Source organism: Polaromonas sp. UC242_47, from assembly GCF_044452385.1.
In the GTDB taxonomy this organism is placed as follows: domain Bacteria; phylum Pseudomonadota; class Gammaproteobacteria; order Burkholderiales; family Burkholderiaceae_C; genus Polaromonas.
This window is the reverse complement of sequence record NZ_JBIOAO010000001.1, coordinates 28,850-49,319: the sequence shown is the minus strand read 5'-3', so window position 1 is coordinate 49,319 and position 20,470 is coordinate 28,850. Positions and strand designations below refer to the sequence as shown.

The following is a 20,470-nucleotide window of genomic DNA, read 5'->3' as shown; positions in this document are numbered from 1 at the left end:
GTGAGGTCTATCGACAAAAACTCGGGCATCTGTGACTAATAATCACATATGCCCCATCATTTACCCCCGCTGAACGCCTTGAAGATTTTCGAAGTGGCGGCCCGTGCGGCCAGCTTCACCGAGGCCGCCCAGGAGCTTCACCTGACCCATGGCGCCATCAGCCGGCAGATTCGGCTGCTGGAAGAAGCGCTGGGGCAACCGCTGTTTCGCCGCGACGGCCAACGCATGGTGGCCACTGCCCATGCCAAGGCCTTTGCGCGCGAGGTCAGTGCTGCCTTTGACCACATCAGCGACGCGTCGCGCCGTTACGGCAAGCTGGCCTCGCAAAAAGTGGTGCGGGTGAATGCGCCGGCCACCTTTGCGATGCGTTGGCTGATTCCGCGTCTGGACAGTTTTCGCACCGCCTTTCCGGGTGTGGACGTGCGTGTCTCCACGGCCTTCAGCAACGAGCCGGCGCTCAAGGGCAGTTTCGACCTGATCATTCGCCGGGCACCGGGGGACGCCAGCCAGTACGAGGTTGTTCCGCTGTTCCAGGAGTTCAACACGGTGATCGTCAGCCCGGCCCTGGTGAAGAAAAAAATGGCCAGGCGCGATCTGCGCCGCTTCTTGTCCGCATCGTCACACCTGAGCACGGAGACCCGGCCGGGCGATTGGGAAGCCTGGCTGACCGCCGCCGGCATCCTGGACCTGCAGCCGGCGCAGCACCTGCGGTTTGACCACTTTTTTGTCACCTTGCAGGCGGTGGTTGATGGCATGGGCCTAGGCATAGGCCCGGTGCCCACGCTGCAAAGCGACCTGGACCTGGGCCGGCTGGTGGCGCCGTTTGATGACATCCGCGTACCCGGCAACAGTTATTACGCGCTGCTGCCGCGCGACGTCGACAAACCCAAACACCTGCGGTCGTTTCACGAGTGGCTGGTGGGTGCGCAGGAGGTTTGAGCCCGCCGGTGTCAGGCAAACGCCAGTCGCTCCCAAAAGAATAGCTAACTGCGCAATATGGACGGTGGCTACAGCCCTTTTTCAACCATATCCAGCAGGCGCTGGCCGACTTGCTGCATCTGCGGCCCGATGACCGGGCCCAGCGGGCCGTCCACCACCAGTATGGCCAGGCCGTGCACCGCCGACCAGGCGATGAACTCCGCGCCAGGGCGGCGCTCGGGCGGCATCACGCCGGCTTCGACCATCTGATCGAGCGCGGCGCCCAGCAATTGGAAGGGGTTGAGGCCGCTGTGACCGGCCCGGGCCGGGTCAGGCGTGGCCTCTGTCAAATCGTCCGACGGGCCAAAGGCGGTGCGAAACAAACCCGTCTCGGCCTGGGCAAAACGCAGGTAGCCGGTGCCCACCGCACGCACACTGGCACGGGCCAGGTCGGCGGGTGGCAGGCCGCCAGGCAGGGCCGCCAGCTCGGCTTCCATCGCCCCGGCCACGGCCGACAGGGCGGCAGCGCGCACCGCCTGCAACAAGGCCTGGCGGCTGGCGAAGTGGCGATAAGCGGCGTTGGGCGCCACACCGGCGCGACGTGTGGCCTCGCGCAGCACCACGGCATCGGGCCCACCGCTGCGCGCCAGCGCGATGCCGGCCTCCAGCAACACACGCCGCAGGTCGCCGTGGCGGTAGGTGCTACGGGCGACGGGTGGCCGGGATGCATTTGTCATGACTGCTTACTTTTTAATGTGGACACTGTCCATTATCTTTGTTATTCTATTGTGTACGGTGTCCACAATACCTTTGTTTCCCCGATCTTGCCAGCGCCAACAAGGAGCACCCCATGCAAAAGATCACGACCTTTCTGACTTTCAAGGACCAGGCGGAAGACGCCCTGAAGTTCTACACCTCGGTCTTCAAAAACGCGACGATCGGCGATGTCCGGCGCTACGGCAACACGGGGCCTGGCCCGGCAGGCTCGTTCATGACGGGTACTTTCGAGATTGAAGGGCAACAGTTCATGGTGCTGAACGCCGGCGCCGACTTTGGTTTTGCGCCCGGCATATCGCTGTTTGTGGACTGCAAGACGCAGGAAGAAGTCGATGACTTGTGGGAAAAACTCTCTGCCGGCGGCACCGTCCAGCAATGCGGCTGGCTGCAGGACAAGTTCGGTGTGAGCTGGCAAATCGTTCCCAGCGTCCTGATGACGCTGATGGGCGACCCCGACCCGGTCAAGGCAGAACGCGTCATGAAAGCCATGATGCAGATGGTCAAGCTGGACATCCAGAAGCTGCAGCAGGCTTACGACGCGGCCTGAGGCCGGCACCCATCCATTCCTCCACGGCATTCATTCCCCAACCACCCCTGAAAAGGAGTTCCCCATGCTAGTTCAGCCCTATCTGTTTTTTGAAGGCCGCTGCGAAGAGGCCCTGAATTTCTACAAGAGCGCCATAGGTGCCGAAGTGACGGCGATGATGCGCTACAGCGACAGCCCGCAGCCGCCGTCGCCGGAGATGTGCGCGGGCGGCTCGGGCGCCGGCAAGATCACGGGCAATCACATCATGCACGCCAACTTTCGCGTCGGCGACACGCAGGTGATGGCGTCCGACGGCATGGCGCAGGGCAAGGCCGAGTTCAAGGGCTTTTCGCTGTCCATCAGCGCCAGCGATGACGCGCAGGCGCAGCGCCTGTTCAAGGCACTGGGCGAGGGCGGGCAGGTGCAGATGCCCATGAGCGAAACCTTTTTTGCCACCAGCTTCGGCATGGTGGCCGACCGCTTTGGCGTGTCGTGGATGGTGATCAACCCGAAACCCATGTGAGGCCGCTGGCAAGCCTCGTTTCAAACCAAGCGGAGAGATGTCTGATGGAAACCGTCAAAGCGCAAAAAGAGCATGTCTGGCTGCAACAGTTGCTGGGCCAATGGACCATGGAAGGCGAGTGTGACGGCCCGCCAGGCGAGCCACCCATGAAGAGTTCAGGCACGGAAAGCGTGCGCGGCCTGGGCGACTTGTGGGTGGTCTGTGAAGGCCAGGGAAGCATGCCCGGCGGCGCCCCTTGCGAGATGTTGATGACGCTGGGTTATGACACGGCGAAAAAAGCCTTTGTCGGTCACTGGGCCGGCTCCATGATGAGCGGCATGTTTGTCTACCGCGGCACGCTGGACGCGGCGGGCAAGGTGCTGACGCTGGACACCGAAGGGCCGAGCTTCAAGGGCGACGGCAGCACGGCGCATTACCAGGACGTCATCACCATCAAAAACCAGGACGAGCGCACCCTGCATTCACAAACCCGGCAGCCCGACGGCTCGTGGCAACGTTTCATGACGGCGACCTACCGGCGGGCAAAGTAGCATTTTTGGAGCATGCCCATGAGGTCACATCAGCAACCCACACCGCCGCGCAAGCCGGCGAAGAACCCTGGCTTCGTTTCCCGGACGGGAGCGACGTTCTGAGTTATGCCAATTCATGAATTTTTTAAACGCAGGCCGATGAGAAAAACGTACCACGGCAGTTGCCACTGCGGCGCAATCCACTTTGAAGCAGACATCGATATACGTGCCAACACCTACCGCTGCAATTGCTCGATCTGTTCCCGCAACCGTTTCTGGCCGGCGATCGTCGCGCCAGGCGCTTTCCGCCTTTTGTCCGGCCAGTCGGACTTGACAAAATACCTGTTCAACACAAAGCGTCATGAGCACTATTTCTGCAAACACTGCGGCGTGCGGCCGTTTGGCATCGGCCGCACGCCGGAGGGCCATCAGATTTATGGTGTGAATCTGGGATGCCTGGACGATGTGGCACCCAAGGAGCTGGCCGAGGCTCCCATCCTCTATGTGGACGGCCAACACGACAACTGGTCCGCCGCGCCCTTGGTCACAAGCTACCTGTGATCCGGCCCGGCTTGATGCCCGGTGCGCAGGGTCTGGGCAGCGTTCACGCGATCCGGTTAAAGTGGCGCAGGCCCTTGCGCCTTCACCGTCATCTGCCTCGTCACGACCCCAGGAGCGCCGTGTGCCCGCCATTATTTCCATTCGCCAACTCGGCAAGACCTACGCCTCGGGTTTTCAGGCACTCCGTTCGGTCAACCTGGACATCCAGCAGGGAGAAATTTTCGCCCTGCTCGGCCCCAACGGCGCCGGCAAGACCACGCTGATCAACATCGTCTGCGGCATCGTCAGGCCCAGCTCGGGCAGTGTGACGGCCGGCGGGCACGACATTGTTCGCGACTACCGCGCGGCACGCGCCAAGATCGGCCTGGTGCCTCAGGAGTTGTCCACCGATGCATTTGAAACCGTCTGGTCCACCGTGAGCTTCAGCCGCGGGCTGTTTGGCAAGCCGCCGAATCCGGCGCACATCGAGAAGGTGTTGCGCGACCTGTCGCTCTGGGACAAGAAGGACAGCAAGATCATGACGCTGTCGGGCGGCATGAAGCGCCGGGTGCTGATTGCCAAGGCGCTGTCGCACGAGCCGCAGATTCTGTTTCTCGACGAACCCACAGCCGGTGTCGATGTCGAATTGCGCCAGGGCATGTGGCAGATGGTGCGCCAGTTGCGCGACCGTGGGGTCACCATCATCCTGACCACACACTACATCGAGGAGGCCGAGGAAATGGCCGACCGCATCGGCGTGATCAGCAAGGGTGAGCTGATCGTGGTCGAGGACAAGGCGGTGCTGATGCGCAAGCTTGGCAAGAAGCAGCTCACGCTACAGCTGCGTTCGGCCCTGCAGAGCATTCCCGCGGCGCTGGCCGGGCTGCCGCTGGCGTTGACCGATGGCGGCAACACGCTGGTCTACACCTTTGACACCCAGCAGGAGGAAACCGGCATCGGCGAGCTGCTCAAACGTCTGGCCGGCCTGGGCATCGACTTCAAGGACCTGCAGTCGAGCGAAAGTTCGCTGGAGGACATCTTCGTGAGCCTGGTGCACGCGGCCCCGCCTGCGCAAGCCCTGCAAAAGGAGGCCGCATGAACTGGCACGGCATCAGCGCCATCTACCGCTTCGAAATGGCGCGCACCTTCCGCACCCTGATGCAGTCCATCGCCTCGCCGGTGATCTCGACCTCGCTGTACTTCGTCGTCTTCGGCGCGGCCATCGGCTCGCGCATGGGCGACATCGACGGCATCAGCTACGGTGCGTTCATCATCCCCGGCCTGATCATGCTGTCGCTGCTCAACGAGAGCATTTCCAACGCGGCCTTCGGCATCTACATGCCCAAATGGTCGGGCACGATTTACGAGCTGCTGTCGGCGCCGGTGTCGTCGATGGAGGTGGTGCTGGGTTATGTGGGTGCGGCGGCCAGCAAATCGGTGCTGCTGGGTCTGCTGATCCTGGCGACGGCGCGCCTCTTCGTGCCCTACAGCATTGCGCACCCGTTCTGGATGTTGTGCTTTTTGCTGCTGACCGCGCTGACCTTCAGCCTGTTCGGCTTCATCATCGGGCTGTGGGCGGACAACTTCCAGAAGCTGCAGCTTGTCCCGATGATGATCGTCACGCCGCTGACCTTTCTGGGCGGCGCGTTTTATTCGATCAACATGCTGCCGCCGCTGTGGCAGAAGATTGCCTTGGTCAACCCGGTGGTCTACCTGATCAGCGGCTTTCGCTGGAGCTTTTACGGCGTGGCCGATGTCAATGTGGGCATCAGCGTGGCCGCCATCCTCGGCTTTCTGGCGCTCTGCCTGGGCACGGTCTGGTGGATTTTCCGCACGGGCTGGAAGCTCAAGGCCTGAGCGCCACCGACACGGCGCCCCGGACGCTACTCATTTAATAGCTAATTACGCCTACCCAGCAAGGGCCAGAGGCCAATTTAGCTTGAAAATCCGACGCAAAGTCGCGCCTGACCACTGCTTGAAAAAATGCCGGCCTGCCTCATCTCATTTGTTTGAAAGCTCACGCCAGAAAGGCCCCGCCATGCCCGCCAGCCCTGTCCTCCAGATCAAGCCCCTTGGTTTTCCGTGGGAGACCCTAGACCCGTTTCTGTTTTGCGTCTACCACGATGATGCCTACCCCGCGGCCAATACGCAGATGGGACCGCAAGCCTCGCTGGCCGGCCGCGATCTCGGCCAGGACTTCAGCCGCAAGGACGGCTGGAGCATGTACCACGGCAGCACGGTGCCGGGTTTTCCGGCGCACCCGCACCGCGGCTTTGAGACCGTGACGATAGCCCGCAAGGGCCTGATCGACCATTCGGACTCGCTGGGCGCGACCGCGCGTTTCGGCCAGGGTGATGTGCAGTGGCTGACGGCCGGCAAAGGTGTGGTGCATTCGGAAATGTTTCCGCTGCTGGACAACACCGCGCCGAATCCGCTGGAGCTGTTCCAGATCTGGCTCAACCTGCCGGCCGCCAGCAAGATGGCCGAGCCGCACTTCACCATGTTCTGGTCGCAGGCGATTCCACGCCTCACCGCCACGGATAACAACGGCCGCAACACCGACGTCGCGGTGATCGCCGGCCAGTTGCAAAACGCCGATGCGCCGTTACCGCCACCGCCCGACTCCTGGGCCGCACAGCTGGACGCCGACGTGGCGATCTGGACCATTCGCATGGAAGCCGGCGCGCGCTGGACGCTGCCGGCCGCCACGGGTCAAAACACGCGGCGCAGCCTGTATTTTTTCAAAGGCAAAACCGTCCACATCGCCGGCCAGGGCATCGACCATCCGGCCGCCATCGAGTTGCGCGCCGATGCCGCGGTGGAGCTGCTCAACGGCGACGAAGTCAGTGAATTTTTGCTGCTGCAAGGCAAACCCATTGGTGAGCCCGTGGTGCAACACGGCCCCTTCGTGATGAACACGCAGGCCGAGATTGTGCAGACCCTGGCCGACTACCGGTGCACGCAGTTTGGCGGCTGGTCGTTTGCCAGCGAAGCGCCTGTGCACGGGCGCGACCCGACACGTTTTGCCAAACATCCTGGCGGGCGCGAGGAAAAACCGGAATCCTGAACACCCTTTGTGCTCAAGACCCCTGGCCCAAACTGCCTGCAGGTGACGCACCAACGGGAAACTGATTCAGGGAAGTTAAGGTTTGCCCCAGACTGGGTCAGGGATTAAACGTCATTCGTAACAAAGCCGGAACATGCGCTAAACATGTTCCGGCTTACCAGGGATACGTTACAACTGACCCACCTTACCGGCCAGGCGGCGATAGTGCCCGGATTAATGCAGTTTGCGCCTACGGCTGGCCAACCAGCCTGCCGCCAAAGCGATGCCGAGCAGCGCAAGAATGCTTGGCTCAGGGATTTGCTGCGTCAAACGCTGGGTAGAAATCGTGAAGCCAAATGCCAGTGCAGTTGATTGACCTTCCACCGTGGTGAAGCCCAGGCAGTTGTTGGCTGCACCGGCTGCCGCACAAGCAGCATTTGGCAAGGTTCCCAACACGCCACCAGAGGTCGGAAAGATGTTGATGAAATAAGTATTGCCGTCAAAGTTAAGGATTTGGTTCAGGAAACCTGTTTGCTGCACAAAGATGTCATTGCAGGGAATGGGGCTGGCCACGACAGCGCAGGGCGTGCTATTCGGCGTTTCGGAAAACAAAATGTCGTAGTTGAGGGATGGCAAAGCGCCCGGAATACCAGGGGTGTTGGCGGGTAACGCTGCGGACAGGTTCAGGGTGACCCGAAGTTCCGCGTTGGTGAGGGTGGTTCCTGTAATAGGGTTGTTGTTGTGGGTCAAGGTCACGCCGGCAGCGGTGGTTCCAGGAACTGGCGAGGTCCCGGTGATTTGCGTCTGAATAGCGCCAGGGGCCGGGTCGGTAATCACCAGTGAAGATCGCCCCGAGCCGGTTGAGTCACCCCAAACCAAGGTCTTGGAATTGGGGTTGTCCACCCCAACTGGCGCGAATGAACCCCATACGCCTGACAAAGAGTAGGTCCAGTCGGTGACCAGGGGTCCCGCATGGGCGGCCGTGAAACCGGCCAAGCCGATCACCAGCGGAGCCAGGACCTTGAGTGCGGAGTATCTTTTCATGATGAGTCTCCATTCAAATTGCTAGGTTCAACTTGGAGGTTTCTTGCCCGCCAAGCCCTCCGCCAGATCAAATGCATAAGTCGTACCATCTTTCCAAGAGATGGGAAACGCTATATAAATCAATGCTCTCTCATGTTTGCTTCGCTTTCCTGAGATCTTGACTGTCAGGAAATCCGACAGTGCAAGGCGTTCTTTCGGGTTCGGCTACGGGTGGCCTCAAGTCAGTTTTTTTCGATCCCTGACGCCTTGAAAATGCCATACCTGCCAATAACGCAGTCTCCTGCACATCACGCTGGTCGGGCGCATTCGGCCTGCTGTCGCGCTGGGGCGATGTCCCAGGGCAAGCGCATCAAATGGCCGGCGAACACACGGTCTCTATATGACGTGGCACGCAACGAGGGAGGCCTGCACCTCAATACCAGCGTGGACACCAGCGAGTTCTGCCGCGACAGCATCGCGCACGGGTGGATCCAGCATGGCAGGCCTCAATGCGCCGACGCCCATCGTCTCTTGCTGCGGTGCGATGGAGGAGGCGCCAACGCCTCCAACCGGCATGTGTTCAAGGAAGCGCTGCAGAAGGTGGCCCAGCGGCGTGATTGTGGGCGCATCACGCGCTTGCCCGAAAGTGATGTCCAGCAGGATTGACTTGGCGCGGGCTTTGGAAGCTGCGGCCAAACGCAACAACGCATCGGCGTGGTTCTGGTAACGGTTAGGCCAGGCACTGGCGCTGCTTTGGAAAAATTGAGGGTCGTACATCACGTACCGTGATCTGGTCGCGCGCCCTGGCGAGGCAAACGAACAGGGCCGTTAGTGGTGCCTGTGTGTGAGCCATAAAGCCGATCAACGCCATGCCACTGTCGTTCGTGTGTGTGCCCTGACGTCTGTACAGCCTATCCGGTATCACACACGGATTCAGCCCGAGTCCCTGCGGGTCTATGCAGGCCAAGTAAACTCAGAATGCCCTTGCGGGCAGGCGCGGGTGACAGTCACTGGCGCCGCATTCACACGAGGTGGTTTGATGGCGATTGGTTGGCTGGCAGTGTTGCAAATGGTTCCCTGGTCGGACGTGATCAACAACGCGCCCAAGGTGGCCGAGGGTGCCAAAAAGCTGTGGAAGGCAGTCGGTAAAAAACCGCCGCCCCAGGCGCTGCCGGATGAAGAAACCACCGCCGCGCTGTCGCCCGAGGCGCAGGCCATGGCCATCTTGCAAGCGCGTATCGCCGCCATGGAAGAAGCTACGGGCGAGCTGCACAACCAGATGCTGGCCTCGTCCGAGCTGATCAAGACCCTGGCCGAACAAAACACCCAACTGATCCAGCGCATCGAACTCAGCCGCGTGCGGCTGTTGTTGCTGTCAGGCGTGACGGTGGTGGTCGCCATCGTCGCCGTGGTGGGGCTGACACTGGCGCTGGCGCGCTGATGCAAGCGCCGCTCCAGCCCGTCACCTTGTCCGGACACCATGTCCGGCTGGAACCGTTGACCCTGGCGCATGTGCCTGCACTGGCGCGTGTCGGGCTGGCCCCCGAACTCTGGCGACTGCAGCCGGTGCCCATCATCAGCGTGGACGACATGCACGCCTATATTGCCCAGGCACTGGCTGATCAACAGCGCGGTGTCAGCCTGCCTTTTGTGATCCTCCACAGCGGCACCGGCGAGGTGATCGGTAGCACGCGTTATATGGACATCGCGCCGGCCCATGACCGGCTCGAGATAGGCGCCACCTGGCTGGCGCCGGCCTGCCAGCGCACAGGCGCCAACACCGAGGCCAAACTCCTGCTGCTGAGCCATGCGTTTGAAACCCTGAAAACCATTCGTGTGGTGTTCAAGACGGAAGTGCTCAATGAACAGTCACGCAAGGCGCTGGCACGCCTGGGCGCGGTGGAAGAAGGCATCTTTCGCCAACACCTGATTGCAGCATCGGGGCGCCGACGGGACATGGTTTATTTTTCCATTCTGGAGACCGAGTGGCCGGCGGTCAAAACCGGCTTGCTGGGCCGGCTTCGCTGAGGCCGTCCTCCTAGTCCCAGGCGGGCGCCAGCCCCTCGGGATTGACCAGGCGTTCGCCCCGATCCAGCGCGGCGATCTGTGCCATGTCTTCCTCCGTCAAACGCAGTTGCTGCGCCAGCAAATTGCTTTGCAGGTTGACGCGCTGGGTCGATGAGGGAATCACCGCGTAACCCAGTTGCATGGCCCAGGCCAGCACCACCTGCGCCGTGGTGGCGCCACGGCTCGCCGCGATCTGCTGGAGCACCGGGTCTTGCAGCACCTTGCCGTAAGCCAGCGTCATGTAGGAGGTGATGTGAATGCCCTGGCTGCGCGCGAAGTCGGCCACCTTACGGTTTTGCAGGTAGGGGCTGAGCTCGATCTGATTGGTGGCGATACTGGCGGCGCCCACGATGGCTATCGCCTCCTGCATCAGCGCGATGTTGAAGTTGGAAATACCGATCTGTTTGGTCAGGCCTTGTGCCTTGGCCTCCATCAAGGCGCCCAGTGTGTCGGCCAGCGGCACGGCCGCACCCGGCGACGGCCAGTGGATCAGTGTGAGGTCCACATGGTCGGTGTGCAGCTTGGCCAGGCTGTCTTTCAGGCTGGGAATGACGCTGCCTTTGGCCAGGTGTTCGGTCCAGACCTTGGTGGTCAGAAACAGTTCGCTGCGCGGCACGCCGCTGCTGGCAATGGCCTGGCCGATCTCGGCCTCGTTGCCGTAGATCTGCGCCGTGTCTATGGCACGGTAACCGAGCGCCAGCGCGTTGCTGACGGAGGCCATAACGACCTGGTCTTTGAGGCGGAAGGTGCCGAGGCCGAAAGCTGGGATAGTCATAAGGATGTCCTTGTTGAGTGTTGAAGAAATTAGTGCGCAGGTACGGGCGCTTGGTTCATCGCGCGGGCCGGCACGCCGTCCCGGGTATCGAGGCGACCGCTCCAGTAGGTCAGGGCCAGCGCGCCCAGCACCACCAGCCCGCCTATCCAGGGTGTGTGCATCAGGCCGAGGTGCGTCACCACCAGGCCGCCGGCCCAGGCCGCGAAAGCAATGCCGAGATTGAAGGCGGCGATGTTCAGGCCCGAGGCCACATCCACCGCCTGCGGCGTGTGGCGTTCGGCCTGGCGCACCACATAAACCTGCAGACCGGGCACGTTGCCAAAAGCCACGGCACCCCACAAAAACACGGTGGCGACCGCTAGATAAGGATGCGGCGCGGTGAAGTTAAACACCAGCAGCACGGTGGCGAGCAAGGCAAAGATGAGCTTGAGCGCGGCGATGGGGCCCTTGCGGTCGGCCAGCTTGCCGCCCCAGATGTTGCCGGCCGCCACCGACACACCGTAGACCAGCATGACCCAGCCGACGGCACCAACGCCAAAGCCGGCCTGCTGCAGGATGGGTGCAAGAAAAGTAAACGGAATAAAGGAGCCGCCGTAACCCACCGCCGTGGTGGCGTACACCAGCAGCAAACGCGGCTGGGTCAACACCTTGAACTGCTGCGTCAAGGAGGCCGGTGGTGTGTGTTTGATGCTGCGCGGGATAAACAGCAGGCTCACGACAAAAGCGATCGCACCCAGCGCTGACACCGCCAGAAAGGTTTCGCGCCAGCCGAAATGTTGGCCTATGAAGGTGCCCAGCGGCACACCGGTGACCAGCGCCACCGTCAGGCCGGTGAACATGATGGCAATCGCGCTGGCGGCTTTGTCCTTGGGCACCAGACCCGTCGCAATCGTCGAGCCGATGGAGAAAAACACACCGTGGGCCAGGCCGGTGAGGATACGCGCGGCCACCAACGAGTTGTAGCCGGGCGCCTGCCAGGCCAGCAGGTTGCCCAGCGTGAACAACGCCATCAGGCCCAGCAGCAGGGTTTTGCGCGGCAATTTGCCGGTCAGGGCGGTCAGCACCGGCGCGCCTATGGCGACACCGAGCGCATACAGGCTGACCAGCAGGCCGGCCGAGGGCAGGCCGATCTGCAGGTCGGCCGCCACCGTGGGCAAAAGACCCACGATGACAAACTCGGTCGTTCCGATGGCAAAGGCGCTGATGGTCAGCGCGAGAAGGGCAATAGGCATGAAAAGCTCCGTCATGTTCACGAAGCCTGTAGTGTGGGATTTTTACCTTTGCAGAAAAAGCCCTGTTCAAGCAGAATATTATTGAGTCCAAGTCAATAATGAAGCTGCCATGAAAACCACCCTCGAAGAACTGCTGGCCTTTCGCGCCGTGGTCGACAGCGGCTCCATCACGGCGGCGGCCGACCAGCTGGGGCAGACCGTGTCGGGCATCAGCCGGGCGCTGGGCCGTCTGGAGAAAAAACTGGGCACAACGCTGTTGCGCCGCACGACGCGGCGGCTGGAGTTGACCGAAGAGGGTGCGACCTTTCTGGCGCGCACACGTGCCATCCTGGATGCGATGGAGGAGGCCGAGGAGGAGCTGGCGGCGCGCCGGCAAGCGCCCGCCGGCCTGCTGCGGGTGAACGCGGCATCGCCCTTCATGCTGCACGCCATCGTGCCGCGCTTGCCGGAATTCAGCCAGCTGTATCCCAAGATCCAGCTGGAGCTCAATACCGATGAGCTGAATGTGGACCTGCTGGCGCAACGCACCGACATCGCGATCCGCATAGGGCCGCTGCGCGACTCGACCTTGCATGCGCGGCCGCTGTGCAGCAGTCGCCTGCGTGTGCTGGCCAGCCCGGCCTACCTTGAAAAACATGGCAAGCCCAAACGTGTGGCCGACCTCGCCAGTCATGCGCTCATAGGCAACAGCCAGTTGCCCACGCTGAACCAATGGCCGCTGCGCGGACCTCAGGGCGACAGCTACCCGGCGACACTGGCCTTCAGCGCGTCCAGCGGCGAAACCATGCGGCATCTGGCGCTGGCGGGTGTGGGTATCGTCTGCCTGGCCGACTTCATGACCGAGGTAGATCGCGCGCGCGGCGACCTGGTGCAGGTACTCACGCGCGACACGGTGGAAGTGCGGCAAGCGGTCAACGCGGTGTACTACCGCAACACGGCGCTGTCATCGCGCATCACGGCGTTTCTGGATTTCATGGCGGCGCGGCTGGCGGACCAATGAAGAGCAGGGTCCACGTCGCTTTGCGACTGGGCCCTATCTCACTTTGGCCCGCCGTCGGCTACAGTGCAGCGACGCACACCACGCGCCAATCCACTTCATCCCGACTTGTCCGGCTGGCACAGCTCGCCGCCGGTTTGGCCTTGAGGCTGGGCACGAAGCCCAGAGGAGGCACTAGGTGGCTCCTTAGAAAGGAGATTGGTCCAAGCGATCTTTATTGCTACTTTGGCGCGCGATTTGGCCAGCCTAACGGCATACAGAACTTCCTTCGCAACAACGATTCGGACAATCCCATTCACTGGGAATGGACCCTCCCCGTTTTTGAATCGCGTCAGGAAGGAGCGAAACCTTGATGTCTAACCAGTCGTATATGGATTCCCCCTCAACGGCAAGAAACTAACCGATATGTTGGCTGTCGGGGAAGCGCCTACAGTCGGATATCCGGCAGGCGAACACAAAAACGCTTCACGCCATTGCAGGAAGAAGCACCGCGCAACGCCTCTCGAACTGAGCGCTTAGAGCCGCTAAAAAAACCCAGCGCAGCGGTCCTTGCTAGGCGTGTTGCCGCAGACAATACTGCAGCACGGCAAGGCGGAACAACGACACCAGGAGGGTTTTGTTAGCGGCGCTTAGTCGGGATGCATGACCACCAGCAACCCAGAGCCAGCGGCGCGGCCTATGTTCCGGATGCTGTGAGCAACGTCCGCTGGGTAGCGGGCCGTTTCCCCCACCGTGACCTTGGTCGATACGGTGCCTGCGCTGACCTCGAAGCTGCCCGACAAGACTGTGAAATGTTCTTGGGTTCCGGGTTCGTGAGGTTGGGAAAGCAAGCCGCCGCCGGCTTTCATCTGCAGTTGATACCACTCAAAATGACCTGCGGTTTCTATGGGCCCCAAGATCTGTAGCTCACCCAGCTCATCGCTGGTTCTAAGGGTTGGCGTCTGTGCGGCAGGGACCACCACCACCTTGGGTTGCGCATTCTGCACGTTGCCCGGCTCTAACAGTTCCAATAGCGGTACGCCCAGTGCATTTGCAAGACGCCAGACGACGGCGACTGTCGGATTCGCCTGGCCTCTTTCAATTTGCGACAGCATTGACTTCGAAACCCCGGCTCTTTGCGAGAGAGATTCCAAGGACCAGTTGCGCCGCTCTCGAAGTTTTGAAAGCTGCGCGCCTACGGCTGGAGGTGCCTGAATACCACCGGCTTCTTGCGGACTGGGGGTTGCTGATGTGGCGCGGGTCATTTTTGTAACTTGGTAGCGAAAAATTTGTTTGGCGCAGATGTCAAAGCATGCTTGCTCGCTCTAAAAAAGTTCGATATAGTGCAAATCATGTTCGATATGTTGGAATTTTCCAGCTAAAAGAGAGTTTACATGACAGCCACTGTATCCACAACCAGCACTTTCTATGCATCCGTCCGGCAGCAGCTTGACGACATCAAGGCCAGCGGTCTGTACAAGACCGAGCGGGTCATCACCAGTCCCCAGGGAAGTCAGATCCGCACGGCTGACGGAAAAGAGGTGATCAACCTCTGCGCCAACAACTATTTGGGTTTGTCTTCGCACCCAGAGGTGGTCGCGGCGGCGGGCGAAGCCTTGTCTCAGCGCGGCTTTGGCCTCAGCTCCGTTCGCTTCATCTGCGGCACTCAGGATATTCACAAAGAACTGGAACAGCGTTTGTCCCGGTTTCTGGGTACCGAGGACACGATTCTTTATGGCTCAGCTTTCGATGCGAACGGCGGTCTTTTCGAGACCCTGCTTGACGCGCAGGACGCGGTCATCAGTGATGAGCTCAATCATGCCTCCATCATCGACGGCATACGCTTGAGCAAAGCCAAGCGTTTTCGCTACAAGAACAATGACATGGCCGATCTCCGCCAGCAGCTTCAGGCGGCCCGTGCGGATGGTGCAAGGTTTATCTTGGTCTTTACCGATGGTGTGTTTTCCATGGATGGCACCATCGCAAAACTCGATGAGATGCGCTCCATCTGCGACGAGTTCGGCACCTTGCTGGGCGTCGACGATTGCCATTCCACCGGCTTCCTGGGAGCCACCGGGCGCGGCACCCAGGAGCACCATGGCGTCTTCGGAAAAATTGATTTGATAACGGGAACGCTGGGCAAAGCGCTGGGCGGCGCATCGGGTGGATTTACCAGCGGCAGATCGGAAGTTATCTCCCTGCTGCGCCAAAAGTCCCGGCCCTATTTGTACTCCAACACCATTGCGCCTGCCATCGCCGGAGCCAGCATCAAGGTGCTGGATTTGCTGGAAGCCGACACCAGCATGCGTGACAGGCTGGAAAGCAACGCCAGGCATTTCCGCAAGGGACTCGAGCAACTGGGTTTCGACCTCAAGCCGGGTAGCCATCCGATCATTCCCGTGATGGTGTACGACGCCGACAAGGCGCAGGAGCTATCCCGGCGTCTGCTTGAACTCGGGGTCTACGTCATCGGCTTCTTCTACCCGGTCGTGCCCAAGGGGCAGGCCCGGATTCGCGTGCAAGTCAGCGCGCAACACACCACGGAACAGTTGAATTTGGCCATAGCCGCTTTCGCCAAAGCGGGCACAGAAATTGGAATCCTGAAATGAACGCACAACCAAAAATCCTGATCATCGGCTCAAACGGCCAGTTGGGGACAGAGCTCGCGGCCGCGCTGGCAGAGCGTTATGGTGCAAAAAACGTGATCACCAGCGACGTGGCACCCCATGGCCGCCACGAACATCTCACGCATGAGATGCTGGACGTCACCGATGCTGGTCAGTTGAAGTCCATCGTTGAAGGTCATGGCATCACGCAGATTTACCACTTGGCCGCCGCTCTTTCCGCGACGGGCGAGCGAGCACCGGCCTGGGCCTGGAATCTCAACATGGTTGGCTTGCTCAACGTCTTGGAGTTGGCAAGGCACAAGAAACTGGATCGCATCTTTTGGCCAAGCTCGATCGCCGCCTTCGGCCCCTCGACCCCTCCTGATGACACACCTCAGCGTACTGTCATGGAGCCCACAACCATCTACGGAATCTCCAAGTTGGCTGGTGAGGGCTTGTGCCGGTGGTACTTTGAGAACCATGGCGTGGACGTCAGAGGCGTGCGCTACCCGGGTCTCATCTCTTACAAGACGGCGCCAGGTGGCGGTACCACCGACTATGCGATCGATATCTTCCATTCCGCGCTCATGGGAGAAGCATATGCATGTTTCCTCAAAGAAGACGAAGCACTGCCGATGATGTACATGGATGACGCGGTTAGAGCCGCTATCCAATTGATGGAAGCGCCCGCTTCCAGCATCTCCGAGCATGGCAGCTACAACCTGGCTGGCGTCAGCTTCACGCCCGCTCAGCTCGCTGCCGAGATCGCGCAACGTGTCGCAGGCTTTCGCATCTCCTACGCGCCCGACTTCCGTCAGGCGATTGCGCAAACCTGGCCCAATTCAATCGACGATGCTCTGGCGCGCCGCGACTGGGCTTGGGCTCCCGAGTTTGGATTGGCGCAGATGACCTCCGAGATGTTGGCGAACTTGAAGCGTTTGACGGCGGCCCAGAGCAAGATGAGCCGCGCAGACTCGCGACTTGAACACGCGCTCCAATCGTGATCACTGAGGTGCCTATGTTCAGAACATTGCAATCGAATGGTGCAGAGCGCCTCGTGGCTTCGGTGGTGCCAATGGAGGAGGGCTACCACTTGATGTTAAGTACACGGAACGCGCTCGGGAAAAGCAACGAGGAGTTCGTTAGGTTTCAGCGCCACGTCACAGCGGCAGAGCTTAGGGAGTTACGGGACTTTCTCAATGAGGCTTGTCCAGCCCAAGGCTCGCCGGGATACCTGGACTCGCATTGCCGTGCGCCACGCCGTCACAGCTTTAAAGAGCGCATCGCAGCAATACCAGATTGAACATTCATCAATTTCTTGATGAGTACAGGAGGCCCAAGACCCCGGTGATGATTCACTCTGGGCAGGGCAGTCAGTTCGGCAGTGATGAAGTCCAGTCTGGCTAGAAGAAAGAGCCGCGTAAACCCTAGCTTCAAGGTCGTTTTTATTTCGATTTAGTGAAATAAAATTCGATTTACAGGAATTTTATTAATTCATTTCCATATGCGTTCGATTCTTTGCAAAAGAATAAATAGTCGTTTCGTTCGCCTCATTTCTTTGCACTTCTGGTCGCATAGCGCTACAGCTTGACCGTCTAAGTGATCACGCATTTTTTGATTTTCTTCTAACAACTCCGACGAGAAAGGTCGATATGAATGTGAGTATTCTTGGCGCTGGCGGCGTCGCATTTGGCACCGCAGCTTTTCTAAAGCAGGCGGGCCACACCCCAACACTGTGGTCTCCTTCTGGAAAAGGTACCGCCCCGTTTAAGGCGGGTGAGCCGCTGGTCGCCGAAGGTGCAGTTCAACTTGAATTCTTGCCTCGCATCGCCAGTGATTGCGCGCAAGCTGTGTCGGACGCTGACGTCGTCATGATCTGTCTTCCGGGCTTTTGTCACAAGGCCACCATGGATGCCATGGCACCCCACATCCGCAACGGTCAGCCGATCATTATTAGTTCGCACAGTTCGTTCGGCGCGCTATATCTTTCCAAGCTCTTGGCTATCCGCGGCATACGTGCACCCATCATTGTCTGGGGCACAACGCTGACCACGGGGCCTAAGAATGGCGCCAAGGTCCATGTGGGGACTGTCAGAAAGAAGATTGATGTTGCAGCGGTGCCTGAGAGCGAAACGGCGGCAGCTGTCGCACTGTGTTCAAAGCTTTTCGGAGACCGCTTTGTTGAACGCGATGGGCTCTTGGCGATTGCTTTGAGCAATCTCAATCCCCAGAACCACCTCGCTATTGCTTTGATGAACCTCACGCGCATGGAGCGTGGCGAGGTTTGGGGACAAGCGGAGAACGTAACGCCAGCAGTCGGAAGATTGATTGAGGCTTTGGACCTTGAGCGGATTGCTATCGCGCAAGCATTGGGTCTCAAAGTAAGAACGGTGCAGGAACATTTCTCATTGTCCTTCCACGTTGCACAGGCGAACGTTTCAGATATGAATCAGGAAATGCATCGCAATGGCAATGGTGGCTTCGGGCCCAAGACAGCGGAATCTCGTTACGTCCTTGAAGATGTTCCATTTGGCCTGGAAGCGACGGCTCAACTCGGACGCTTGGTTGGCGTTCCCGCTCCACTCCACGAAGCAGGAGTCGCCCTGTTCTCTGGCGCCTATGGACGTGACTTCACCAAGGAGAATGATCTCTTGCCTGCAATTGCGATGGAGTCGCTTTCTCTTGAGCAATTGAAGGCCTTGTGCCGAAACGGTGCTGCGTTCGCTTGATTGCCGGCAACCCCTCGTGTCAGAAACACGAGTGATGCGTGTTTTCCCCCTCAACTAAAGGACTCATGATGTATCGTCGATTACTATTGGCTATCGTTTCCGCATTCGGGTTTTCGGCACTGCCGGCGCACGCTCAGACGGCGCCTTGGCCCAATGGACCCGTTCAAGTTGTTGTCCCTTTTGGTGCAGGAGGGGGGACTACAGACCCGCTCGCTCGAATCGTCTCCGAGGAGCTTGGTAAACAGCTAGGAGCAAGCTTTGTAGTCGCCAACAAGCCCGGAGCAAATGGCAACCTGGGGGCAGTTTTTGTCAAGCGTTCGGCGCCGAACGGGCAGACTTTCCTTTTCACCGGTGCCGGCACCCTGGCGACCAATCCCGCCATGTACAAGGATCCCGGATTCAGCACAAAGGCAGATTTTGAACCGGTGGTTGTCGTTGGTAGCGTTGCCAATATCCTGGTTGTCAATCCGTCGCTTCCTGCAAAAAACGTCAAGGAACTCGTTGACTATTTGAAGAAAAATCCGGACAAGGTGTCATTTGGCTCCACTGGAAACGGTAGCTCAATGCATACGGCCGGCGAGCTGTTTCGGCAAAAGACTTCGACGTCCATGACCCATATTCCCTACAACTCCGCGGGGCCAGCGACCACTGACTTGCTGAGCGGCAATATTCAAGCCATGTTCCAACTGGTGCCTGGGATCTCACAATTTGTGAGCAACAAGAAAGTCACCGCACTTGCGGTCATGTCGCCGCGACGCTCACCAACTCTGCCAGATGTGCCAACCATGGCTGAAGCCGGCTTTCCCGGTTTGGAGTCATATACCTGGCTATGTCTGATGGCGCCGAAAGGCACTCCAAAGGCAATTGTTGATCGCCTGAACGAGGCCGTGAACAAATTGCTTGTTCAACCCGCCTTTCGGGAGCGCTTGATTGCGATGGGCGTCGAGCCCGTGGGCGGTACGCCTGCAGAGTTTTCTGCATTTCTCGATTCGGAAATCAAAAAGTGGGGTGAGGTCGTGAGAAGTGCGCACATCGTGGTTGAATAGAACCGGCGCAAAAGACCCTGGGGCGCAGCAAAGGTATTGAAGCGCCCCAACTTTCGAGGAGGCCATTTGGTTTTACCGCGCCAACGGCAGCCTGGTGCAAGTGCTGATGCGCCACACCGTGGAGCTGCGCCAGCCCGTGAACGCGGTGTACTACCGCAACACGGCGCTGTCATCGCGCATCTCGGCGTTTCTGGATTTCATCGCGGCGCGGCTGCAATGACAACAGCTAGAGCCGCCGCGCAGATTGCGCCTGGATGATTTTCAGAAATGCATCGGTCAACCGGCTGTGCTCGTCCCGCTTGTGAACGGCAAACACCTTGGCCGTCATCCTGGCGCCGCGGATCGGCAAAAAGCAAACATCTGTCCGGTTGTTCACCGCCACCGTTTTTCCAACCAGTGTCGCACCCAGTCCGGCTGCCACCAGACCCAAGGCCGTATGAATTTCCTTGGCTTCATAGCCGATGCGCGGTTTGGCGCCCGCCGCTTCCAGCAACCTCAGCGACAACTTTGCAAAATTGCTCTGCGAATCTTTCGGGTAGCTGATGAAGGGCAATTCCTCCAGATCCGTGGCTTTGAGAAACTTTCGCGCGGCAAGCGGGTGATGCAGGGGAATGGCCGCAATCAACGCCTCCTTGAACAGAGGGGTGTACGCCAAGTCGGGCTCGGCCTCGAATTCACCAATGGTTCGCGAAACACCGATGTGGATGACTCCTTTTCGAATGTTTTCCGCCTGGTGTTCGGTCAGGATTTCGACCAGATCGATCTGCACTTTGGGGAAGGCAGATTTCATCTCCCTCACGGCGTCGGGCACCACCGAAAAAATCGTTGATCGCGTAAAACCGATGCTCAGCCATCCCAGGTTTCCAGACGCGATGCCCTTGGCTTCCTCGACGAGCCGGCCGGCATCCGCCAGCAGCTCCTTGGCTTTGGGATAAACAAAACGGCCCAGCGGCGTCAGTGCCATCGGCCTGGAGGAGCGATCAAACAGCTTGCCGCCCAGCAAATCCTCGAGCTGGCTCATTTGCATGCTGATCGCCGTGGGCGCGACAAACAGCTTGTGGGCCGCCGTGTTTGCGTTGCCGGACTCCACCACTTCACAAAAGTATTTGAGTTGCCGTAAGTTCATAAATATTGAATTTCTAATCAAAATTCAGCCATTGAATTCAATCTAACTTTA

At 59.7% G+C, this 20,470-nt stretch carries 22 protein-coding genes and 1 pseudogene; 17 read left to right on the top strand and 6 right to left on the bottom strand.

The features are described 5' to 3' along the window. Positions 1-48 precede the first annotated feature (48 nt). Positions 49-939: a LysR substrate-binding domain-containing protein gene (locus tag ACHMXK_RS00300; protein WP_397436637.1), complete on the top strand. Its 891-nt coding sequence runs from the start codon at positions 49-51 to the stop codon at positions 937-939. A gap of 68 nt (positions 940-1,007) precedes the next feature. Here ACHMXK_RS00300 and ACHMXK_RS00295 read toward each other — a convergent pair whose 3' ends face one another. Beyond that, complete coding sequence (locus ACHMXK_RS00295; RefSeq protein WP_397436635.1) at positions 1,008-1,655, bottom strand: TetR/AcrR family transcriptional regulator; 648 nt, start codon at positions 1,653-1,655, stop codon at positions 1,008-1,010. A 113-nt stretch (positions 1,656-1,768) separates the two neighbouring features. Between ACHMXK_RS00295 and ACHMXK_RS00290 the strand changes: the two genes are divergently transcribed. The 7 genes from ACHMXK_RS00290 (at position 1,769) to ACHMXK_RS00260 (ending at position 6,860) form a co-directional block, all read left to right on the top strand. Beyond that, positions 1,769-2,242 (top strand): VOC family protein, encoded by a 474-nt coding sequence (locus tag ACHMXK_RS00290; protein ID WP_397436633.1) that lies wholly within the window; start codon positions 1,769-1,771, stop codon positions 2,240-2,242. A gap of 64 nt (positions 2,243-2,306) precedes the next feature. Continuing rightward, complete coding sequence (locus tag ACHMXK_RS00285) at positions 2,307-2,744, top strand: VOC family protein (protein ID WP_397436631.1); 438 nt, start codon at positions 2,307-2,309, stop codon at positions 2,742-2,744. Positions 2,745-2,788: 44 nt separating this feature from the next. After that, complete coding sequence (locus ACHMXK_RS00280; protein WP_397436629.1) at positions 2,789-3,274, top strand: DUF1579 domain-containing protein; 486 nt, start codon at positions 2,789-2,791, stop codon at positions 3,272-3,274. Positions 3,275-3,412: 138 nt separating this feature from the next. Continuing rightward, positions 3,413-3,814: a GFA family protein gene (locus ACHMXK_RS00275; RefSeq protein WP_397436627.1), complete on the top strand. Its 402-nt coding sequence runs from the start codon at positions 3,413-3,415 to the stop codon at positions 3,812-3,814. Positions 3,815-3,935: 121 nt separating this feature from the next. Further along, a complete protein-coding gene (locus ACHMXK_RS00270; protein WP_397436625.1) occupies positions 3,936-4,892 on the top strand; it encodes an ABC transporter ATP-binding protein in 957 nt (318 codons plus the stop codon). After that, on the top strand, positions 4,889-5,650 hold the full coding sequence (locus tag ACHMXK_RS00265; RefSeq protein ID WP_397436623.1) for an ABC transporter permease: 762 nt from the start codon (positions 4,889-4,891) through the stop codon (positions 5,648-5,650). The genes ACHMXK_RS00270 and ACHMXK_RS00265 overlap by 4 nt, the downstream gene beginning before the upstream one ends. Positions 5,651-5,831: 181 nt before the next feature. Next, the gene (locus tag ACHMXK_RS00260) at positions 5,832-6,860 is read left to right on the top strand and encodes a pirin family protein (RefSeq protein WP_397436621.1); all 1,029 of its coding nucleotides are present in this window, start codon (positions 5,832-5,834) and stop codon (positions 6,858-6,860) included. A 213-nt stretch (positions 6,861-7,073) separates the two neighbouring features. Here ACHMXK_RS00260 and ACHMXK_RS00255 read toward each other — a convergent pair whose 3' ends face one another. Then, a complete protein-coding gene (locus ACHMXK_RS00255; RefSeq protein ID WP_397436619.1) occupies positions 7,074-7,883 on the bottom strand; it encodes a THxN family PEP-CTERM protein in 810 nt (269 codons plus the stop codon). A gap of 252 nt (positions 7,884-8,135) precedes the next feature. Here ACHMXK_RS00255 and ACHMXK_RS00250 point away from each other — a divergent pair, with 252 nt between their 5' ends. The 3 genes from ACHMXK_RS00250 to ACHMXK_RS00240 all read left to right on the top strand — a co-directional run bounded on the left by ACHMXK_RS00250 (position 8,136) and on the right by ACHMXK_RS00240 (position 9,890). Then, positions 8,136-8,528, top strand: a complete 393-nt coding sequence (locus ACHMXK_RS00250) for a hypothetical protein (protein ID WP_397442405.1) — start codon at positions 8,136-8,138, stop codon at positions 8,526-8,528. Between the two features lie 373 nt (positions 8,529-8,901). After that, a complete protein-coding gene (locus tag ACHMXK_RS00245) occupies positions 8,902-9,303 on the top strand; it encodes a hypothetical protein (protein ID WP_397436617.1) in 402 nt (133 codons plus the stop codon). Continuing rightward, on the top strand, positions 9,303-9,890 hold the full coding sequence (locus tag ACHMXK_RS00240) for a GNAT family N-acetyltransferase (RefSeq protein WP_397436615.1): 588 nt from the start codon (positions 9,303-9,305) through the stop codon (positions 9,888-9,890). The genes ACHMXK_RS00245 and ACHMXK_RS00240 overlap by 1 nt, the downstream gene beginning before the upstream one ends. Positions 9,891-9,900: 10 nt before the next feature. Here ACHMXK_RS00240 and dkgB read toward each other — a convergent pair whose 3' ends face one another. Together dkgB and ACHMXK_RS00230 are read right to left on the bottom strand one after the other, a co-directional pair. Next, positions 9,901-10,704 carry a 2,5-didehydrogluconate reductase DkgB gene (gene dkgB, locus ACHMXK_RS00235; RefSeq protein WP_397436613.1) on the bottom strand — a complete coding sequence of 268 codons (804 nt, stop codon included), beginning with the start codon at positions 10,702-10,704 and terminating at the stop codon, positions 9,901-9,903. A 29-nt stretch (positions 10,705-10,733) separates the two neighbouring features. Beyond that, positions 10,734-11,936, bottom strand: coding sequence for an MFS transporter (locus tag ACHMXK_RS00230; RefSeq protein ID WP_397436611.1), 1,203 nt, complete (start codon positions 11,934-11,936; stop codon positions 10,734-10,736). A 109-nt stretch (positions 11,937-12,045) separates the two neighbouring features. Here ACHMXK_RS00230 and ACHMXK_RS00225 point away from each other — a divergent pair, with 109 nt between their 5' ends. Next, entirely contained in the window at positions 12,046-12,936 is an 891-nt protein-coding gene (locus ACHMXK_RS00225) for a LysR substrate-binding domain-containing protein (protein WP_397436609.1), read from the top strand. 626 nt (positions 12,937-13,562) lie between these two features. On the opposite strand, the gene ACHMXK_RS00220 is transcribed toward ACHMXK_RS00225, so the two are convergent. Next, positions 13,563-14,177, bottom strand: a complete 615-nt coding sequence (locus ACHMXK_RS00220; protein WP_397436607.1) for a helix-turn-helix domain-containing protein — start codon at positions 14,175-14,177, stop codon at positions 13,563-13,565. Between the two features lie 129 nt (positions 14,178-14,306). Between ACHMXK_RS00220 and kbl the strand changes: the two genes are divergently transcribed. From kbl to ACHMXK_RS00195, 5 genes and pseudogenes are all read left to right on the top strand, one after another. Then, entirely contained in the window at positions 14,307-15,521 is a 1,215-nt protein-coding gene (kbl, locus tag ACHMXK_RS00215) for a glycine C-acetyltransferase (RefSeq protein WP_397436605.1), read from the top strand. After that, positions 15,518-16,522, top strand: a complete 1,005-nt coding sequence (locus ACHMXK_RS00210) for an NAD-dependent epimerase/dehydratase family protein (RefSeq protein WP_397436603.1) — start codon at positions 15,518-15,520, stop codon at positions 16,520-16,522. Before kbl ends, ACHMXK_RS00210 begins: the two co-directional genes overlap by 4 nt. A 648-nt stretch (positions 16,523-17,170) precedes the next feature. Continuing rightward, on the top strand, positions 17,171-18,247 hold the full coding sequence (locus tag ACHMXK_RS00205; protein ID WP_397436601.1) for an NAD/NADP octopine/nopaline dehydrogenase family protein: 1,077 nt from the start codon (positions 17,171-17,173) through the stop codon (positions 18,245-18,247). 68 nt (positions 18,248-18,315) lie between these two features. Next, positions 18,316-19,293: a Bug family tripartite tricarboxylate transporter substrate binding protein gene (locus ACHMXK_RS00200; RefSeq protein ID WP_397436599.1), complete on the top strand. Its 978-nt coding sequence runs from the start codon at positions 18,316-18,318 to the stop codon at positions 19,291-19,293. Positions 19,294-19,369: 76 nt separating this feature from the next. Next, a pseudogene (locus tag ACHMXK_RS00195) lies at positions 19,370-19,513 on the top strand (LysR family transcriptional regulator); the annotation flags it as partial. A gap of 6 nt (positions 19,514-19,519) precedes the next feature. On the opposite strand, the gene ACHMXK_RS00190 reads toward ACHMXK_RS00195, so the two are convergent. Next, positions 19,520-20,419: a LysR family transcriptional regulator gene (locus tag ACHMXK_RS00190; protein ID WP_397436597.1), complete on the bottom strand. Its 900-nt coding sequence runs from the start codon at positions 20,417-20,419 to the stop codon at positions 19,520-19,522. Positions 20,420-20,470: the final 51 nt, after the last annotated feature.

What these genes read in the sequence shown, in the direction of transcription:
- ACHMXK_RS00280 (WP_397436629.1), top strand. Translation starts at nt 2,789, where the DNA reads ATGGAAACCGTCAAAGCGCAAAAAGAGCATGTCTGGCTGCAACAGTTG.
- ACHMXK_RS00220 (WP_397436607.1), bottom strand. Translation starts at nt 14,177, where the DNA reads ATGACCCGCGCCACATCAGCAACCCCCAGTCCGCAAGAAGCCGGTGGT.
- ACHMXK_RS00225 (WP_397436609.1), top strand. Translation starts at nt 12,046, where the DNA reads ATGAAAACCACCCTCGAAGAACTGCTGGCCTTTCGCGCCGTGGTCGAC.
- ACHMXK_RS00200 (WP_397436599.1), top strand. Translation starts at nt 18,316, where the DNA reads ATGTATCGTCGATTACTATTGGCTATCGTTTCCGCATTCGGGTTTTCG.
- ACHMXK_RS00295 (WP_397436635.1), bottom strand. Translation starts at nt 1,655, where the DNA reads ATGACAAATGCATCCCGGCCACCCGTCGCCCGTAGCACCTACCGCCAC.
- ACHMXK_RS00265 (WP_397436623.1), top strand. Translation starts at nt 4,889, where the DNA reads ATGAACTGGCACGGCATCAGCGCCATCTACCGCTTCGAAATGGCGCGC.
- kbl (WP_397436605.1), top strand. Translation starts at nt 14,307, where the DNA reads ATGACAGCCACTGTATCCACAACCAGCACTTTCTATGCATCCGTCCGG.
- ACHMXK_RS00205 (WP_397436601.1), top strand. Translation starts at nt 17,171, where the DNA reads ATGAATGTGAGTATTCTTGGCGCTGGCGGCGTCGCATTTGGCACCGCA.
- ACHMXK_RS00285 (WP_397436631.1), top strand. Translation starts at nt 2,307, where the DNA reads ATGCTAGTTCAGCCCTATCTGTTTTTTGAAGGCCGCTGCGAAGAGGCC.
- ACHMXK_RS00255 (WP_397436619.1), bottom strand. Translation starts at nt 7,883, where the DNA reads ATGAAAAGATACTCCGCACTCAAGGTCCTGGCTCCGCTGGTGATCGGC.
- ACHMXK_RS00260 (WP_397436621.1), top strand. Translation starts at nt 5,832, where the DNA reads ATGCCCGCCAGCCCTGTCCTCCAGATCAAGCCCCTTGGTTTTCCGTGG.
- ACHMXK_RS00250 (WP_397442405.1), top strand. Translation starts at nt 8,136, where the DNA reads ATGCCATACCTGCCAATAACGCAGTCTCCTGCACATCACGCTGGTCGG.
- ACHMXK_RS00275 (WP_397436627.1), top strand. Translation starts at nt 3,413, where the DNA reads ATGAGAAAAACGTACCACGGCAGTTGCCACTGCGGCGCAATCCACTTT.
- ACHMXK_RS00210 (WP_397436603.1), top strand. Translation starts at nt 15,518, where the DNA reads ATGAACGCACAACCAAAAATCCTGATCATCGGCTCAAACGGCCAGTTG.
- ACHMXK_RS00240 (WP_397436615.1), top strand. Translation starts at nt 9,303, where the DNA reads ATGCAAGCGCCGCTCCAGCCCGTCACCTTGTCCGGACACCATGTCCGG.
- ACHMXK_RS00190 (WP_397436597.1), bottom strand. Translation starts at nt 20,419, where the DNA reads ATGAACTTACGGCAACTCAAATACTTTTGTGAAGTGGTGGAGTCCGGC.
- ACHMXK_RS00290 (WP_397436633.1), top strand. Translation starts at nt 1,769, where the DNA reads ATGCAAAAGATCACGACCTTTCTGACTTTCAAGGACCAGGCGGAAGAC.
- ACHMXK_RS00300 (WP_397436637.1), top strand. Translation starts at nt 49, where the DNA reads ATGCCCCATCATTTACCCCCGCTGAACGCCTTGAAGATTTTCGAAGTG.
- ACHMXK_RS00230 (WP_397436611.1), bottom strand. Translation starts at nt 11,936, where the DNA reads ATGCCTATTGCCCTTCTCGCGCTGACCATCAGCGCCTTTGCCATCGGA.
- ACHMXK_RS00245 (WP_397436617.1), top strand. Translation starts at nt 8,902, where the DNA reads ATGGCGATTGGTTGGCTGGCAGTGTTGCAAATGGTTCCCTGGTCGGAC.
- dkgB (WP_397436613.1), bottom strand. Translation starts at nt 10,704, where the DNA reads ATGACTATCCCAGCTTTCGGCCTCGGCACCTTCCGCCTCAAAGACCAG.